Source organism: Streptomyces sp. S4.7 (genome assembly GCF_010384365.1).
Taxonomy (GTDB): Bacteria; Actinomycetota; Actinomycetes; order Streptomycetales; family Streptomycetaceae; genus Streptomyces.
The window spans coordinates 6,159,512-6,177,260 of record NZ_CP048397.1 but is presented as its reverse complement, the minus strand read 5'-3'; the positions used below and the strand labels follow the sequence as shown (position 1 = coordinate 6,177,260).

Here is a 17,749-nt window from a genome sequence, read left to right as displayed (position 1 = left end):
CTACAACGGCAGGAACGGACTAGACCTGCCGTGCCAGGAGATGCGCAATGCGTCGCGGGCTCGGGTGGTTGCGACGAAGAGCTGATTGCGGCTCTTCTTGAGTTCGCGTTCGTACCGCTTGGGGTCGGTCGTCTCGTACTTCTCGACGACAGCGGTGCGCGGGAGGATGCCGTCGCTCGCGCCGATGATCGCGAGCTTCTGGTACTCAAGTCCCTTGAATCGGTGCATCGTTCCGATGTGGACCTCGCCGCCGCCCTGCGGTCCGTCCTTGGTGAGGGTCGCTGTGGTGATGCCGTGCTTCGTCTCCAGGTCGGCGGCGACGCGGCCGGCCATGTCGCCGTCGGCGACGCAGACGGCCATGGTGCCGCTGGGGTCGCGTACGGTGCCGTCCTCGGTGGGCTGGGTGATGTCGGCGCGCCACTGTTTGAGGGCTTCGGCGAGCTGCGTGATCTCGTCGGTCCAGTCTGCGCAGGCGACGTACTCGGGGGCGGGGCCGTGCAGCAGGGAGTGGTAGCCGTCGAGGGTGTCGGTGCCGTCGTCGAGGTCGTCGTAGGTGCCCCCACGGACGACCTTGGCGGCCTGGTCGAGGATCTCCTGGGTGGTGCGGTAGCTCAGCGTCAGTTTCGAGGAGCGGCCACCGCGGATGTTGATGCCGACGGTGGAAAGGGTGACTTGCCGGTCGTAGATCCGCTGGTGGGTGTCGCTGGCGATGAACAGGTCGTCAGGGCCGGAGGCGACCATGGCGCGCAGCATCTTCCAGTGGGCGGGGCTGAGGTCCTGGGCCTCGTCGACGACGATGTGACGGTAGCGGTGACGCAGGTAGCGCATCGCGGAGCTGTTGTCGTCGAGGTGGGCCAGGTCGCCGCCGCCGATGTCCGCCTTGCGTTCGGCTCTCGTCTGGATCTTGCGGGCGCGTTCCATCTCGTACCGCGCCGCGCGCTCGGCGGCCTGGGCCCAGGTCTCCCGGCCCATGCCGTTGAGGCGCAGGGCGAACTGGTCGAGCAGTTTCCAGACGACGGCGCGTTCGGGGCGGTTGAGGGGGCGGCCCATACCGGCGCGACGGGCCTTGAAGTAGTCCTGACGGGTACCGAGGGACTGGCCGAGGACGATCTGCTCCCATTCATCGAAGAGGAACTCGGCGTCCCAGCGCTGCTCGTCGTGCTCGAAGAGGACCTCGCGCAGCACGTCCAGCGCCCGGTCGTCGGTGATCAGGCTGCGCTGCGCGCCGGGCGCAGTGTTCTCGTTGAGGACACTCTGGGCGAGCTGGTCGATGTGCTTGATGTCGACGCGGCCGAGCAGCGCCGGGTCCATGAGCGAGGTGAGCCGGGAGCGCAGGTCGGCGGTGAGGTTCTTGGTGTACGTGGTCAGCAGGATCGGCTTGCCGTGGCCGGGCGGGAGAGCCGCGGCGAGGCGGGCGACCCGGTGCAGGGCGACGATGGTCTTGCCGGTGCCGGGGCCGCCGCTGACCCGGCCGGGGCCGCTGTAGTTCCGTTCGACGATCTTGCGCTGGGTGGGGTGGAGGTAGACCTTCCAGGCTCGGAAGTCGCCCTCGGCCAGCACATTGCGGATGTCGTCGTCGACCGTGGTGACCGCGGTACGGGTGAGGGCCGCCGCCATGTCGTTCTCGAAGCCCGGTTCGAGCTCGGTGGAGGCAGGCTCGGTGATCTCACGCTCGACCTCGTCGACGGACATGCCGGAGCCGAGGCCGGTGAGGACCTCGGCGGTCAGGCGCGGGGCGCCGGCGATGAGCTGGTCGAATTCCTCGTCGGTCGTGACGGCGAGGGCCGGGCCGATGAGGGCGTCGGCGACACCGAGCCGGCGCAGGTCCTCGGGGGTGCAGCCGGTGAGGAGCGGTTCGGCGGGGGCGGTCGGTTGCGGCGTCACGACGGGGGCGGGCGTGGGCTCGACCGGTGCCGTGTGCTCGTCCTGGGCCGGCGTGAGTTGGAGTCCCGCGCGCTGGAGGACGCTCTGACCGACGACGCCGAGGTCGACGAACTCGATCTCGCCCGTGATCCGGTTGATGGCGACGGTGAGTTCTTCGTAGACGTCCTTGCGGTGGCGGACGGCAACGATCAGCCACTGCTGGACACCGTCGGCGCCGACCCCCGCCCGGGCCAGCAGCGCCCGGTACGAACGGTCGATCTTGGCTCGGAAGATCCGGCCGTCGCCCTTGAGAGGCTTGAGGTCGAGGCTGGGGTGATCCGGGTCGATACGGAACTGGTGGCAGAAGTCGTAGAACTTCGTCTTGACCGACGAGTCCATCTTGTAGAGCTCGTTCTCGGCCTTCTGGTAGAGGCTCAGGCGTGCGGTCATCGTGAGGCACTCTGTTCTTCGGAGTCGGGACGGGCGGCGGCGTCGGGGAGCACGCTCAACAGAGCATCGAGATCGGCGAGCCAGTCGTCGGCCGAGCGGATGGTGAACCCGGCGTCGCGATAAGCACTCCAGGTCTTGTCGCTTTCCTCGTCCTCCTGGTCGTACGGCTCGGCCATGACGGCGATCTGCGGGGTGCCGTGGTCCCAGACGAAGTCGGCGAGCCAGCCGCGTTCGCCGAGCTCGTAGCCGTAAGCGGGGGCCTTCTTGCCGCCGTCGGCCAAGACGTGGGCGAGGCGGGTGAGGGGGGCGTCGGGTTCGTCCTCGTCGAGGTATTCGAGGATCTCCTGGTCCCACAGCAGATCCCGCACCGCTGCTTCGAGGGGAGTCTCGTTGGAGGCCTCTGCGGGTACGGGCTGCGGCGCGGGTGTGCCGGTGCCGTACCGCACGACGAGGGATTCGAGTTCACCAAGGCCGCCAAATGCCTTGAGGACCGAGATGTCGAAGCGCACGGCGGTGGCTGTGGTGAGTTGAATGCCGTCGCCGCCGTCGTGGGCAAGGAATTGCAGGATGTTGGACCACTGAAGCCAGGCGCGCCAGCGCGCCTTGTGTTCGGGCGTGCCGAGCTGGTCGAGCGCGGTGTCGTCGAGGCAGGCCAGGGCGGACCAGTGGCCGGTGGCCGCATCCACGAGGAAGGCGACGGGGAGACCGGACTGGTCGCAGGTCTGGAACAGGTTGAGCGTGCCGGTGCCCTGGACGGGCGCCGGGTCGATGCCGTCGGTGCGGCCCCAGGCGTCGAGGAGCCCGCTGAGCGTCTGGCACGTCTGGTCGGGGGTGCCGTTGCCGACGAGGATCTCCTGGCCGGTCCCGAGGAGCCCGCCGACCATGGCTGATGCCCGCTGGCCCCAGGCCGCGTCGTCCGGGCTGCGGAGGTAGGCGAGGAGCATGGTCATCGGGTCGGTGAAGGCAGTTGCCGCGAGGTCGTCGCCGCCACGGTCGGCGAAGAGCTGCTTGGCGAGGTCCTGGGCACTGCGCGGGTACGGCGGCCACACCGGCTCGGCCGCCTCCCGCCCCGCGCCGGACTCGGCCGTGTTCGTCTGCCGCTCGAAGGCGTCGAGGTCGTCCCAGGTGAGCTGGAAGACGGCACGTCCCTCGGCCCGGAGCCGGTTGCGCTTGTCGGCATCGCCGGCAAGCCGGTTGTGCCGACGGGAGGCGTGGAAGCGGTGTCCGTCGAGATAGACGGTGATCTTCTGCTTGGGGCCGTCGACGCGTTCGAAGGTGAAGTCGGTACGGGTGTAACCCTCGTTGCGCTGGGCGGTCAGACGCCAGCCGTGCACGGTGCCGACTTCGTCGAGACGCAGATAGGCGCTGTTGTCGCCGCTCTCCTCCAGCACGGCGTCGCCGCGCTGTCCGACCCACCCGCGCAGGGCCTTGAGGAAGCGTGCCTCCAGATCGGACTCGACCTGTCCGTCCAGACCGATCTGATCGGTGTTGCCGACCTTCTTGGTGTCCCAGGCGTCGGTGTCGGTGCCGAGGAGTTCGTCGAGGATCTCCAAGGCGGCCTGGCGGGACACGCGCTCGATGTACTGCTCGTCGGCGTAGAGGTACAGGCAGCGGTGGCAGGCCGGTCCGCCCTCCTCGTTGCAGGGGCACTCCACGAGCAGCCGGCGCGCGCCCTCCAGCACCTGACGGAAGGCCGCGGGGTCGGTGAGCCGGTCGAGGTAGCCGGTGCCGTGCGGGAGGCGGTCGTACAGGACCAGGAAGTGTCGTGTCTCCGCGGTGTCACGGTCCGGCATGGTGGCGAGGGTGGTGGCGAGGTGCTGCGGGTCGCCGCCGAAGGCGCCGTCCACGCCCAGGCGCAGGGCCGCCTGGAAGGAGTGGACCTTCTCCTCGACGAGGACGGTCGCGGCCGGCAACAGGATGCGCAGCGCCTCGGTCTCCAACTCGTGGGCGAGCAGGACCGGTTCCTGGGGTACGCCCTTCTTGCCGCGCCGCAGCGGGCACCAGGGGGTGTGGTGCTTGAGTTCGCGCTGACGGTTGGCGGAGTTGTCGACGGCGTCCCGGTCGTCGTCGAAGACGGGTCGCCCGTCTGCGCTCGCTGCTCCGCAGGCGGTGCACACGTGGAAGGGGGCGATGCGCACCGGCTTTCCGGCGAGCTGGTCGTTCTCTTGGGCGCCGATGCTGAGCGGTCCGGTGTTGATACGGCGGATGACGGCACGGCGGGTGTAGTCGACGCCGAAGATCTCTTTGGTGTGCCGCCAGGACTTGCCCTTGGCGAAGTGGTCGGGGTGGATGTCGACCATGTCGACGACGGTGTAGAAGCGGCGGTCACGGTCGTCGCTCTCGTCGCCGATCCTGGCGTCCTCCCGCTTGTCGCGGGCCGTCACCACGCTGGGCTGGACGATCTGCCACAGGCTGCCGGAGTCGGCGATGCCCGCCTCCCCGCAGCGCGGGCAGGGCGTGATGTCGTTCTCGGCGTTCTCGGTGCGGACGTAGCCGCACGAGGGGCAGAAGCGCCAGTGGCGCCAGTCCTGGTCCCGGCCGGTGACGATGTCGATGCCGGTGATCCGGTGCTTGTAGCCCTCGGCGTAGAAGGTGTTGCCGGGGGCGAGTTCGGACAGGGCGAAGCCGCGCGGTCGCCCGTAGGAGAACGACTTCGACTTGTAGCGGGGCCGGCCTTCCGGTGTGGTGCCCTCGGGCCAGAAGACGGTGGCTTCGAGGGTGGTCGTGGCGTCGATGAGGGCGTAGTTGGGCAGCAGGCCGAGGTCGCACAGCACGGTCTGCGAGGGCTGGCGCTGGCGCGTGGCACCCTGCTTGGAGAGGGCGCCGAGTTCGGCCTCCAACTCCGCCTTCGTGTCCGCCTGTTCGTCGTCGCCGTCCTTGAGCTCGTCGATCGCGGAACGGATCGTACGGATACGGGTGCGCAGCTTCTGGTTCTCACGCTCCCACTCCCGCTCGGCCTTCTCAATCGCGCTGCGGATGCCGCGGACCGCGTACTTCTCCAACTCCTCCTTGGCGGTGTCGCTCACACCGGTCGGGAACAGGGCGAGGAAGCCCGCGACGAGTTGCTCGCCGTGGGCGAGGGCGGCGTCCGTGAAGTCGGCGAGGTAGCCGGAGGGGCCGAAGAGTTCGTCAACCCGCCGCGACAGCGCGGCCAGCGGCCTGCCGTCCTCGCGCAGCAGCCGTCCGCGCGCGGCGAGATCGAGGAGGTGGGCGGTGTACTGCCGGCGCAGGATCTCGATGGCCGACAGATACGAGCCCGGCGGCACGATCCGTCCGTCGATCATGTCCCGTGGCCGGTCGAGGAAGTACAGGTCGCGGCGCTTGCGGTCGGGGATGGTCAGCAGGAAGGCGTTACCGGTACGGCGTCCGGCCCGGCCCGCCTGCTGGGCGTAGTTGGCCGGGCGGCGTGGCAGGGCACCGAGGACGACGGCGGACAGGTCGCCGATGTCGATGCCCATCTCCAGGGTGGGCGTGCAGGACAGCACGTTGGGATCGTTGAACCCCTCGCCGTTGCGGAAGGCGTCCTCGACGCGTTCACGCTTGCCGCGGGAGAGCAGACCGGTGTGCTCGGCAGTGATGACCTGATAGGTACCCGCTCGCCGATACAGGCTGCGGTAGTAGTCGTCGCGGTAGTCGCGGTCCCGGTCGTGCCGGTCCACGGTCTCCAGCCACCGGTCCCCCGCGACCAGCCGCCCGGTCGTGCAGCGATACGCCTGGCAGGGCTGCCCGTGGTACTGCGCCAGCAGCGAGGGGTGGACGGTCTGCTCCCAGAAGCACTTCGGGCAGCGCACATACGCCTCGTTGACCTGCGCGTCGGTCAGCAACTGCAGCCGGATGGCGCCCGGTTGAAGGCCGTACAGACGGGCGGCCGTGTCGCTCGGGGTGCGCGCAGCGAGCAGCCCAGCGTCAGTGAGCCGGGGCAGCAGCCGCACCCAGAACTCGTCGGCCTGCTCACGGGTCATGTCGAGGCAACGCTGGGCCCAGGTCTGGTACCAGGACAGACGTCCGGCGGCGAAGTCGAACTCGCTGCTCGGCTTGGGCCGCGCGAGCAGGAAGCTCGGTGCGGAGACCCCCTTGGGGAAGGCTTTCATGCCGCGCGGGCGGCCTCCCCAGATGAAGTAACGGCTGGTGCCCGCCTCGTCGAGGAACTTCTCCAGCCACTGGTGCCCAACCGCCCCACGCGTACGCAGCCGCTCCAACAGGCCGCGCAGAAAAGCCAGATAGCGGGCGTCATCGTGCTCGGTAAGCGTCAACCCGCGGTGGGCGGCCTCCTCATGAGCGGCGCGCACGAGCGCCACGGCCGCCTGCTCGTCGGGGACGTCCACCCAGGCGGCTGAGGTACGGGTCAGTTCGAGGGTACGGCCGTTGCGGGAGCGGTGCCCGAACTCCATCACGGCCTCGAACGCGAACCGTTCACCAATCAGGTCCCAGGTCTTCTTGTCCCCGCCGCGTCCTTGGCCGGACAGCAGGCGCGCCACACCCGTGTCGTCGTGCAGGTCCGGCGGGACAACGGCGGCGAGCGTCTCACGGTCGGTCGTGGCCGCGACGACATCGGCGACGAGGTCGTTGAGCGCGCTGGGCCGCTGCTCGCTCAGGTGCTTGGTGAACACAGCCCGCAGAGAGAAGGTGTACGAGCGGGAGGCGACGAACCCGGCCCGGTGCGCAGCGTCCTGCACCGAGTCGTTGAACATCAGTGTCTTCGTCTCACGCTGCTCCTTGTCCATCTCCCCGCCGGTGAACAGCTGGGTGACGGACGCGGCGGCCAGCGCGGCGGCACCCGTACCGACGAAGCGGATCGCGTTGTGCGTACCGCAGGCCGGGCACCAGTCGTCCTTGGCGGCCCGTTCCGCGGTGTCGCCGAGCTGGACGAGGACGAAGGCGGAGTCGGTGCCGCCGGGCGCCGGGTTGCCCTCGTCGTCGTAGTCGCCCTGGGGGTCGGGCAGTCGCAGGCGCTGGCACAGGCCGTCGAGCACCATGAGCACGCCCGCGCCGCCGGTGGTCAGCGACTTCTGCGCCGCCGGATCCATGGCGGTACGGCCGTTGCCCTCGCGGGCCTCGTTGTCGGTGGCCGCCACCAGGGTGCGCACCTTCGCCTTCTCCGCGGTGACGGTGGCCCGACGGATCTTGTGGGCCTCGAAGTTCAGCTCCTCGAAGTCCGACTCGGGGGCGAGGACCGACCAACCGGAACGCCCGCACTCACGGCAGTACACCGCGGGCAGGAAGATCTTGGTGTCGCGGGAGGTGGTGGTGTCCGGCGTCGTACGCGACTGGCTCTGCGCCCCCGCTGTGTCCCACGCGAACTCGGCCTTCGGCCACGGCAGTACGCCACGCAGCATGCGGGTGACGGACCGCGCCCACTGGTGCACCTCGATCTGGACGAAGGGGCGGCTGAGCGCGGCCGGCGCGTCCGGGTCGCGCGCCACGGACAGCAGGGCCACGAAGCGGGCGAGGGCCAGCGCGGCGATCTGCGGCCGCGTCGTGATCGCCTCGTCCCAGCTCTTCGCACCACTGCGGCGCATCACGTCGAGCACCTCGTCGTACGTGCGCACCGTGCCGTCGAAGGCGTTCAGGACCGCGTACGTGAGCCGGTTGCGCTTGAGCGCGGCACCGAGGGCGACCGGGTCGGTGACACGGCTTCCGGTGACAGCCTCGGCGAGGTCCGCGAGCTCTTCGGGGCCGGATGCCGGGTCTGGCAGAGCGGTCAGGGTCTCGGGGGGCGTGGCCTGGCCGGGAAGGAATCTCGCGTCCGGGATCGACTCGTCCTCACCCAGGATGAACTCGTCGACCGTCAGCCGGTCCTCGCCGACGATCGCGTCCTCGGTGAACTCTGTGCCGAAGACGTTGGTGGCCACGGAGAGGAGTTGCTGTACCCCGTCCTCATCGGTGCCGGAGGCGAGGGTCGCGGAGGTGGCGACAGGGGTGATCAAGCCGAGCGGCGTGCCGGGCCGGTTGGCATCGACGGCGATGGCGAGACGGCGCAGCAGCATGGCGACGTCGGTGCCCTGCGCGCCGTCGTACGTGTGGAACTCGTCGACAACCACGTAGCGGATGTCGCTGCCGTCCCACAGCGGTGCGTCGGCCGCGCGCTGGAGCAGCAGGTCGAGCATCTTGTAGTTGGTAATCAGGATGTCCGGCGGGGACAGCTGCATGTCCTGGCGGCGGGTGTAGACCCGGTCATAGTGCGTCGCCGCCTTCTCCCCGATGTACAGGCCGGCGCGAACACCGCTCAACTCGTCGTAATCGGTGAGCAGATCGTTGATACGGGCCGCCTGGTCGGTGGCCAGGGCGTTCATCGGGTAGAGGAAGACCGCCTTGACCCCGTTGTTCCCGGCCGCGCGCTCGCGGGCGCAGTGATCGAGTACGGGGTAGAGGAACGACTCGGTCTTGCCGGAACCGGTGCCTGTGGTGACGAGCGTGGGCTGGGGTGTGTGGCCGTCCTTGGAGGTGAGCCGGGCGAAGGCGCGGGCCTGGTGGGCGTACGGCGTCCAACCGTCGGTACGTACCCAGTCCAGGTGCTGCTGCCAGCCGTCGTCGGCCGGGGTGAACGGGGTACGCAGGCGGAGGTACGGGCCGCGGAACATGCCCGTCGTCTCGTCCCCGAGGAAGGCGTTCAGGGCCTTTCGGGCACCCTCGTCCGCCAGACCGTACGTCGTGGACAGGTACTGGAGCAGGCTCTCCTTGAGTCCCTGTGCTTCGAGGGTCGGCCTCACGGGGTCGGGACCTCCATCTTCTCCGGGTCCCACAGACCCTTGGCTACGGCTTCATCGAGGCGCTGCTTGAAGTAGGCGTGGGCTTGGCGCATTTCGCGTTCTCGGTTGGCCTTGTAGAAGGGGGCGGTGTAGCCATCGGGGACGGGAGTGTCGGTGTGCGGGTCCTTGTCGTAGGCCTCGCGGTATTCCTCGAACTGGGTCCAGTGGTCCTTGGTCTGGTCGAAGCCGTATGTGTACCGGTCTCCGGCGATCTTCCGCTCCTCGGCGTCGAACCAGGTCACCCGGTCGAAGTCCTGCATGATCGGGAAACGGGCCCGGTACATGGCGATGAGCGTGTTCGCATCGATGCCGAGCCATACGGCGACGAGGGCATCGATCTCGACGAGGGCGGCGCGGCGGGCGTACTCGGTACGGAGAGGGGTGTCGCGCTGCCAGGTGGGGGTGACGTTGCGCAGCTCGGTCTTGAGGTTGGGCCAGTTGATCGCCCAAGGCTCGTAGCCGGGCCACTTGGGGTCGTAGAGCTCTGCCCAGAGGTCGGCGTAGGCGGCGGTGAGGACGTTCAGACGGAGGGTACGGAGGAGGAGGGCGGGGGCTAGGGGGTGGTCAACATGTGCTGCAGGCATGCCTGCAGCCCGAGCGGGATTGAGGTGACTGTCACCACTTGTACGTAGCAAGTAATCGCTTGGGATTCCCGCCCACAGACCAGCGTTCAAGACATCTTTACGACGGTCACTAACCGAAGCACTACACATACCGTCGATGTGCGTTACCCCAGGTGGCAGCAACGCGACGTAGAGACTGCGTTCGGTATCAGGCGCGATCATCCTTCGCCAAGCGATTCGGTAGTAATGGGTGTATGGCCTACTGGCCTTGGCCAGCAGGAGCTTCTTGACCTGCTCGTCCTCGATCTCCTCCGGCTGCACCTCACGCCTCTCCGCGAGCTGCAGCCGGGCCTGTGCCCACTCCTCCGGCGACGCGAGCAGCGCCTCGTACTTCTCCCAGTCGGTCCACCTGTCCTGTTCGCCCACGAACACGGCGTGCGGTGCCACGCGCCGGTACTCGGACTCGGGTACCGCGTCGTCCACGAGCGCCTTCGGGTCGAGGCCGCATACCTCTCCGCTGCCCTGGCTGGGCTGCTTGTACATCGGGTTCGCAACGCCGATTTGCGGCCCCTTGAGAATGACGTCGCTCCAAGCTGTCGCCTGGTAGTCGTCCTGGCCGTTGATTCCCGTGTTGTAGTCGATGAGTCGCTGGTCTTTCTCCGGGCCGAACTGCGCCTTCTTAGAAGCACCTTCATCGAATCCGACGGAAACTCTGAGCTTCGGCATGCCGAGGCGCAGGGGATAGGCCCCCAGCGCGTCGATCGCCGTGTCCTCCGCTGTGCTCACCGGTGTGAGCAGGCGTGTGTGCTCCAGGGGCCCTTCATCACCGGCGAGTTTCTGCCAACGCTTGAGGGTGCCGGGGGTCACACGGACGACCCGCTTCGGGTGGGGGCGTTCGTCCCAGTCTCCGTTGTACTTGACGCCGGGGTCGGTGCCGACGTTCTCGGCAGAGGCGGACAACCGAAGCGCGTCGACCGTGAAGAGCCATGACAACGAGTCGAAGGAGATCTCCCCTTGGGCCCCGTAGATGTGCACGCCGAAGTGACTGGACCGCCCCACCGGCGGCGGGAAGAAGCGGTTGCCTGCATTGACGAAGTCACCGTGCACGCGTAGCCGCCGGTACGCCGCTGCCCGCAGCGAGGCCTCCTTGTCCCCCGCGAAGTGGGTGTCAGGGTGCACCATCCCAGCCGTCCCGCCACGCCCAGCGTGGTCCCAAATCTCACACATGAACGCCCGATACAGATCGGGCCGAGTGCCTGCCACGAGTGGGTACACCGGTGACGCCGCCAGGTACGACGCCGTCGTCACCGTGTTTGTCATCTCGCCGAGCAGGTACTCCTGTACCTCGTCGCGCGCGAGTTCGGCCTCCCGCCGCCGGTTCTTGTCCTCCGCCTTGGGCTTCTCCGTGAGCATGAACCACGGCTCGTACTCCGCGAGTACTGGATTCTCTTTCCATTCCGGCCGCACCCACGGTGGGTTACCCACCTGAAGGTCGAAGCCTCCCGCCTTACCGGTGAAGACACCAGCGAAGTCCAACTCCCAGTGAAGGAAACCCTGTTCCTCGGCGATGTCGCGGACAACTCGCATCCACGGATACCGCGTCTCCACCGCCTTGCGGGCGTCGTCCATGCCCATCTCTGCCTGGATCAGGTCTTCGAGCTTCTTCAGCTCGTCCAGGGAGTCGACCGTCGTGGCGAAGGTTTCCTCCGGCACCGGTCCCGTGCCAAGCATGGACTCCAGGAAGGCAATCCAGTCGTCCACGTCCGCCAGCGGAATGACATCGCGGCGGCGTGCCGATCCACTGGGCTTCTTGGGAGCGGAGGAGGCGCGCTTCTTCTTGGCCTCCTTCTTCCCGGCCTCGTCGTCGTTCTCAGCCTCACCCAGGGAAATCTGGTCGCCGTCCATGGTGAACAGCAGGCCAGGCTCAAGGAACTGCGGCACAGGCGATGGCTCGGGCGTGCGCTCCGCGACCTCCACCGTCGACCCGGCCACCGACGACAGCAACATGTCCAGGTCGGCCCCTGCCTGCGCCGTCACCACCGCGGCCGTGTCGTACTCCGCATCGGACCCATCGAGCAGCCCCACCTTCTCCAGCGGCCAGAACCACAGCGCGCACCACGCGTCCATGACCTGCTTGAGCCGCCAGTATGGGGAGCCCTCCGCCGTGAAGAGGTCCTTGAAAACCTGCTCCTTGCTCAGCGGCAGGCCCTGGTCAGGGGTCTGCTTGTCGCGGCGGAGGAAGGCGTACTCCTCCGTGTCGTCCTCGCGATCCGTCCCCCACACATCGATGGTGCGGGCGATCTCTCGCTCGCTCAGCTCCATGCGCTTGGCGACCAGCTTCCACAGGAACTCGACGCGAGTTGCCGCTGCCTGCAACCGGGCGAGCTGGCTGCCCTTGCCACCTGTCGCCTTGGGCTTTGCCTTGATGCTGTTCTTCCACGCCTTCAGCTGCTCCACCTGCGTCCCGGCAAGCTGCTCTACCAACTTCTTCGCGTCCCCGCTCGCCCCGACGATGGCACCCCACCCAGGCGTCGGCACAAGGAACTGATGCACAGCCCCATCCGGCAACAACTGCTCCGCGCCATCCTCAGCCGCCCTGAACGGCAGCTTGGTCGGCGTCTGAGCGCCGATCGTCCGCTCCTTCTTGATGCGCTCGGCCTCATACACCCAACGCCGCGCACCGATAAGCGAGTTGCCCCGCCTCAGATGCAGTCCGAACCATGGCGCACGCATGCCGGGGTGCATGGTGTTTAGCCACAGCGAGACCTCCGCAAGCTCCACGCCCGTCGCGTTGAGGTCGATGCCGAACGCGTTGTGAAGGGCGATGTACGCCTTCACCTTCTGCTCGGCATCGAGCGTCTTCGATGTATCCAAGCTGACGCCCAGTTCATCCTGACGGCGCTTCAGGTACTCCTTGGCGACCTGGTTGATCGCCTCATTGAGGAACGCACCAGATCCCAGGGCCGGTTCGCAGATCGTGTAGCGCAGTAGCTCGCTCGCGCGAGTCTGGACGGTGTTGCCGTCGGCGTCCTTTTCCTGGTCGAGGCGGTGCTTGAGGGCCAGCTCGACGGTGACCTTCGTAAGAGACTCAGGGGTGTAGTACGAGGCGGACGTCTCGCGGTCACGGCCAGCCAGCCGGTACACAAACGTGCCCTTGGCGTACTTCTTGGGGCCGCGCAGACCGTACTGTTCGGCGTCCTGGGCGGAGTACACGACGTACGTGTTCTCCTCGTAGAGCTTCAGCCGGTCGGCGGGGATGAGCCAGGACCCCTTCTCCGGGTCACCGTACTGCTTGCCGCCCTTCTTCGCGCCGGGCTTGGCGACCTCGGCCAGCTCGTCCTTGGCAATGATGCCGGTGTAGGACATCAGGCCCTCGTAGACGGCGCCGAGCTGGTTGATGCCGAGGTTGCGATAGGAGATGAAGCCGCCCTGTCGGCCCTTCTGGCCAGCCTCCTTCATGGTCAGCAGACGTAGCACCTGGTGCAACGCGTCGTTGCGCAGCCGCAGGTCCAGCCACCGCGGCGGCTCGTCCCCGTCCTCGTCCCAGTGGGGGTGGAGGATGCGGCGGCCAATGAGGGTGATCGCCTTGGGGTTGAACAGTTCGCTGCGGAGCGGCTCAAAGCGCAGGCCGCGTAGTTCGCTGCGTTCCTCGGCGGGCTTGTCGTCGTCTGTTTCGGTGCCGTGCGGGCGGTGGCCGTAGTTGACCTTGTTGAAGAGGACGTCGAGGGAGGCGTAGAGGTGGAAGCCGATCCGGCTGTCCTCCTCGACCAGCTTTCGCTCGCGCGCCACCAGTTCGCGCAACCGGGCGATCGAGTACCCGGTCTGGTACGTCGAGTCGTCGGCGGGCAGGATGCCCAGCTCGGGGCGCGCTTCGGCGTACAGGAGGAAGAGGATGCGGTAGAGGTAGCGCAGCGACTCGCGGGTGAGCTGCTTGGCGAACGGGCCCTTCTTGAGGTCCTCGATCTCCCGCGGCTCGACCTCCGCCTCACGCAGGCGGGCGAGCACCTCGTTCGCGATGATCTCGACCGAGTGCTGGAGCCCCTTGCGCAGCTCGGAGTTGACGCCGACGGCGTTGTCACGGGACGCCTTCAGCAGGTCGTCAATTCGGCGACCCTTGCCGTCGGGGCGGGGCGCGAGCATGTCATGGGAGTAGAGGGCGGCGAGGAGGGCGAGTTCGCCGGCCTTCGCCGTGTCGTTGCGGGCGAGGGCCGCATCCAGGCTGGCAGCAAGATAGCGGCCTTCGGCCCAGGAGTTGCGGTCGGCGAGGACGAGTACGCCGCCGCAGAGCAGCAGGACGAATCGGGGCGTGTCGCCGCCGGGCTCGTGCAGTTCGCTCTGGAAGAGCCAGCCCGCCAGCTTCTCGCCGACTTCGAGGACGCCGTCGGCGGTCTTGAGGGGGTGGAGGAGCTGTCCGGCCTCGTCGGGGTCGAGGGCGTCGTCAAGCTTGGCGGTCCAGCCGCAGTCGACGGCGAGGATGCCGTCTCCGTGCCAGGCGACCCGGAGTTCGTACTCCTTGCCCGCGTTGTGCACGGTGATCGGCTCGGGCCGGTCACCGTCGTAACCGAGGGCCTTGAGGACGGCGGTGTGCCAGGTGGTGATGCGCTCGGGCCACTCGCCCGTGGGGTCGTCGTAGGTGCTGCCGAGTTCTTCCTGCTGGGCGCGGGCGGCCAAGAAGGGGCGCACGGTGGACAGGTACTCACCGCGGAGCCGGGGGAGGACTTCGCGCGGGGTGGGCTGCGGGTCGTGAGGGTCGGTCTCACGGCTGGTCCACAGGGTGAACAGGCCCTCGTCGCCGGCCTTGCTCTTCTTGAGGGTGTTCTCCAGCTCCTCACTGAAGTAGTGGGCAGAAAGGTATTCGCCGCGGTTGGCGAAGGAGTCGTAGGTGTAGCTCATCGCGCGGACTCCTCGGCGTGTGCGGCGGTGACGGTGGTGGGGTGGAGGGGTTCGAGGACGCCGAGGACCCGCAGCATCGGGTCCCCGTCGGTCCGCAGACGGCGTACGAGGTCGCGGCGGCGCTTGGCAGTGTCGGACACCTGCTTGCGGCGGCGCTCCTGGTTGCCGACGGCGATCAGGGCGCCCTGCTCCCAGACCTGTACCCGGTCCTCGTACGGGGCCAGGTAGGAGTCGACCTGCTTGTCGTAGTCGGCACGGCGTTCACGCAGGTGGGTCTCGGCGGCGTCGACGGCCGCGGGGACGAGTTCCTGGAGGAGGTCGCGGTCGATGGGCTGGGCGCGGCCGGGCATGTCGGGGCCCACGCCGCAGGCGGCGAGGAACGCCGAGTCCATGCGCCACACGCGAGGAGCGGCCTCGGCGAGACCGGTGACAGCCATCCACTCCACAACCGTTGGCTTGCCCGCCACGTTGGAGTAGACGCCCTGGAGCAGATAGACCGGGCCGGTCAGGGCCGCGGGCAGAGCGGCGTCGATCCGTTTGGCCTTGGCGGTGTCTGGCTGGTAGGCGAGGACGAACGCCTCGTCGTACTTGAGCTTGGCAAGGACCTTGTCCGTCACCCAGTCAAGCACCGGGTGGATGTCTGAGACATAAGAGACATTGGGCCACTGGGACGTGGGCTCGTCGGTCTTGCCCTGCTTGGCGTTGCGGGCGGCCTCCAGGCGGTCGGCGGCGTACTGCTTGTCGAAGGTGAGACGCAGCGTGCCGTCGTACTTGGGCGTCGTGAGGATCTTCTCCTGCTCCAGGTACGACTTCGGCAGCTCCCGGAAGCGGTACTGCAGGTCGTCGGGCGGAGTGAACTCGATGCGGCCGCCCGCCGTCTCGGGCTTCCAGGCGAGGGCCTCGCGCTCGGCCTGTGGGTAGATAAGGTCCACGGCTGTGTGGAAGTACGCCTTGGTATCGGCGAACACGTGGGGAACGTCGGCCTCTGGCACCGCGGCCGTGCCGAGGGTGGCCGGAGTGGCCGTCGGGTCGGCGAGCCGTGCGTTGGCGCCGGCGAGCAACCCCGCGAGGACCCCGCCGGACTCCTGCTGGGACTGCTTGATGGAGCGTTCGACGGTGCCTCCCTTGATGAGGTCGTAGGTGAGGCGGTCTTCTTCCTTCTTGTCGTTGTAGAGGCCGGTAACGGCCTCGGCACTGCCCTCGCCGGTCTCGATCTCGTGTGCCTGGGCCTCGCGGCGCAACAGACGGGTGCCGACGAGCCGGTCGTCGAGCGTGAGCATCTCGCCGCTCTCCTCGTCGCGCCGCCAGGGCACGTCGGCGGTGAGGGTGAGCGCTCGGAACTCGGGGCTGACCGCCTGCCCGTAACGGTCGATACGTCCGTTGCGCTGCTCGATGCGGATGAGGGACCAGGGCAGGTCGTAGTGGATGAGGTCGTGGCACTGGTGGTGCAGGTTGACGCCCTCGGAGGCGATGTCACCGGTGAACAGCAACCGCACCGGCTCCTCGCGCCTGCCGAAGCGGTCGACGATCTCCCGCTGTTGCTGGTCGTTGGTGGTGTCGCCGTGCATGACCTCGACGACGCCGTCGTACGCCTTCCAGGGACGCGTCGCGTCGGGCTTGGCCAGGTTCTTCTTCTTGAAGCCGAGGCGGGCCGGCACCTCCCGGGCCAGCCAGTCCAAGGTGTGGACCCGCTCGGAGAAGATCACGACGCGGCGCTCTGAGTGCGGGCCGACGCCGAGGTCGTCCTTCAGCGTGCGAACGAGTGCGTCGAGCTTGGCGGAGTCCTGGTCGGTAAAGTCCGCGACCAGTGACTCCAACTCTGCGAGGGCCCTGCCCTCGGCCGCCAGGGCGGCGCGACGCTCAGGGGAGTCCGCCTTCTTGCCGTCCTTGCCCTTCACCATGCCGCTCTTGGGGTTGTCCAGGTAGGTGCGGCGAGCGGTGAGGGACTTCCGCAGGGCGACGTGGGACGAGAGGAAGGCCTTCAGGAAGTTGTAGCCGACCAGCGGATCGGCGCAGACCGACGAACGGTTCGGGTCTCCCGGGGTCCACTCGCTCGCGAGTTTCTCCAGGACGACGATCTCCTTCGCCGTCGCCGGAGCCTGTACCGGCAAGGAGGGGCCGCGCTCGGCCCAGGGCTTGCCCTTGAGGCCGTCGCGTACCTCGCGGTCGGTCTTGGTACGCCTGATGTAGAGGTGATCGAGGTCGGCGACCTTGTAGTTCTTGGCGTCGGCGATCGCCGACGGATCGAGCATCCCGATCAGCTCGGCGAAGGATTCGGCGTCACCGTTGTGCGGAGTTGCGGAGGCCAGGATCAGCGCATCGGTCTGCTCGGCGAGGCGTCGGGCCAGGCGGTTGTTGCGGGTGCCCTTGTTCACGAGGTTGTGCGACTCGTCGATGACCACCGCATCCCAGGTGATGTTCTCCAGGTGGTGGGAGTACGTCGCCGACTTGAGGGTGTCGACGGACACGATGACGCGCTTGAAGTGAGCGAACGGGTTCCGGCCCGCCGGGATCTCCTGCTGGATGCGCTGAATGCCGGTGGAGTCCAGGCGCACCAGCGGCAAGGCGAAACGGGTCCACAGCTCGCGCTGGAACTGCTCCAACACATGGGCGGGCGTGACCACGAGGATGCGCTCGCCGCGCCCGCGCCGGATCAGCTCCGAGAGTGTGATGCCGATCTCCAGCGTCTTGCCCAGCCCGACCACGTCGGCGATCAGCAGCCGGGGCTGCGGGTTGCGCATGGACAGCGCCAGCTCGGCGGGGCGCAGCTGGTGCTCCTGCCGATCCATGAGGAAGGAGTCGGCGAGCGCGATGCCGTGCTCAGTCTGAGGCAGCGCAGTCTTGCGGATGACCGCCTCCAGATACAGGCGGGCCTTGGCGTGCCTGGAGGTGTCGTCGGGCATGAGCCGGGTCTTGCGCGGATCGAGTACGTCGATCTGGTCAAGGCCGGAGTAGAACACCGCGTCCGTGCCACGGACGAACGAGGACACCCCGCTGACCTCGACCATCAGTCCATCGAGGGACTCGTCGACGGACTTCACGAGCCACTGCTCGTGGCGGATGCGCACCTGGGCGCCGGGAGCGAAGGTCGGCTTCGTACCGGCCGGAAATGCCGACCGCGCCGCATCGGCGTCGCGCGCCTCAGGAACCTCGGGCTGCATCGCCGTGGTCACGTGGTGCTCCTCTGTGGACTGTGTGCTCGTGATGTGCGGTGTGCTGCTGCCCACCCTT

General features: G+C 68.0%; 4 protein-coding genes. All 4 read right to left on the bottom strand.

Translation table 11 applies throughout. The features are described from left to right. The 4 genes from SSPS47_RS27565 to SSPS47_RS27550 are packed head-to-tail and all read right to left on the bottom strand — an operon-like array spanning position 1 to position 17,691. Positions 1 to 2,313: a UvrD-helicase domain-containing protein gene (locus SSPS47_RS27565; RefSeq protein ID WP_164253312.1), complete on the bottom strand. Its 2,313-nt coding sequence runs from the start codon at positions 2,311 to 2,313 to the stop codon at positions 1 to 3. Continuing rightward, entirely contained in the window at positions 2,310 to 9,023 is a 6,714-nt protein-coding gene (locus SSPS47_RS27560) for a DEAD/DEAH box helicase (RefSeq protein ID WP_164253311.1), read from the bottom strand. The genes SSPS47_RS27565 and SSPS47_RS27560 overlap by 4 nt, the downstream gene beginning before the upstream one ends. Further along, positions 9,020 to 14,518 (bottom strand): hypothetical protein, encoded by a 5,499-nt coding sequence (locus SSPS47_RS27555; protein ID WP_164253310.1) that lies wholly within the window; start codon positions 14,516 to 14,518, stop codon positions 9,020 to 9,022. The genes SSPS47_RS27560 and SSPS47_RS27555 overlap by 4 nt, the downstream gene beginning before the upstream one ends. Beyond that, positions 14,515 to 17,691, bottom strand: a complete 3,177-nt coding sequence (locus SSPS47_RS27550; protein ID WP_164253309.1) for a DEAD/DEAH box helicase — start codon at positions 17,689 to 17,691, stop codon at positions 14,515 to 14,517. Before SSPS47_RS27550 ends, SSPS47_RS27555 begins: the two co-directional genes overlap by 4 nt. Positions 17,692 to 17,749 lie beyond the last annotated feature (58 nt).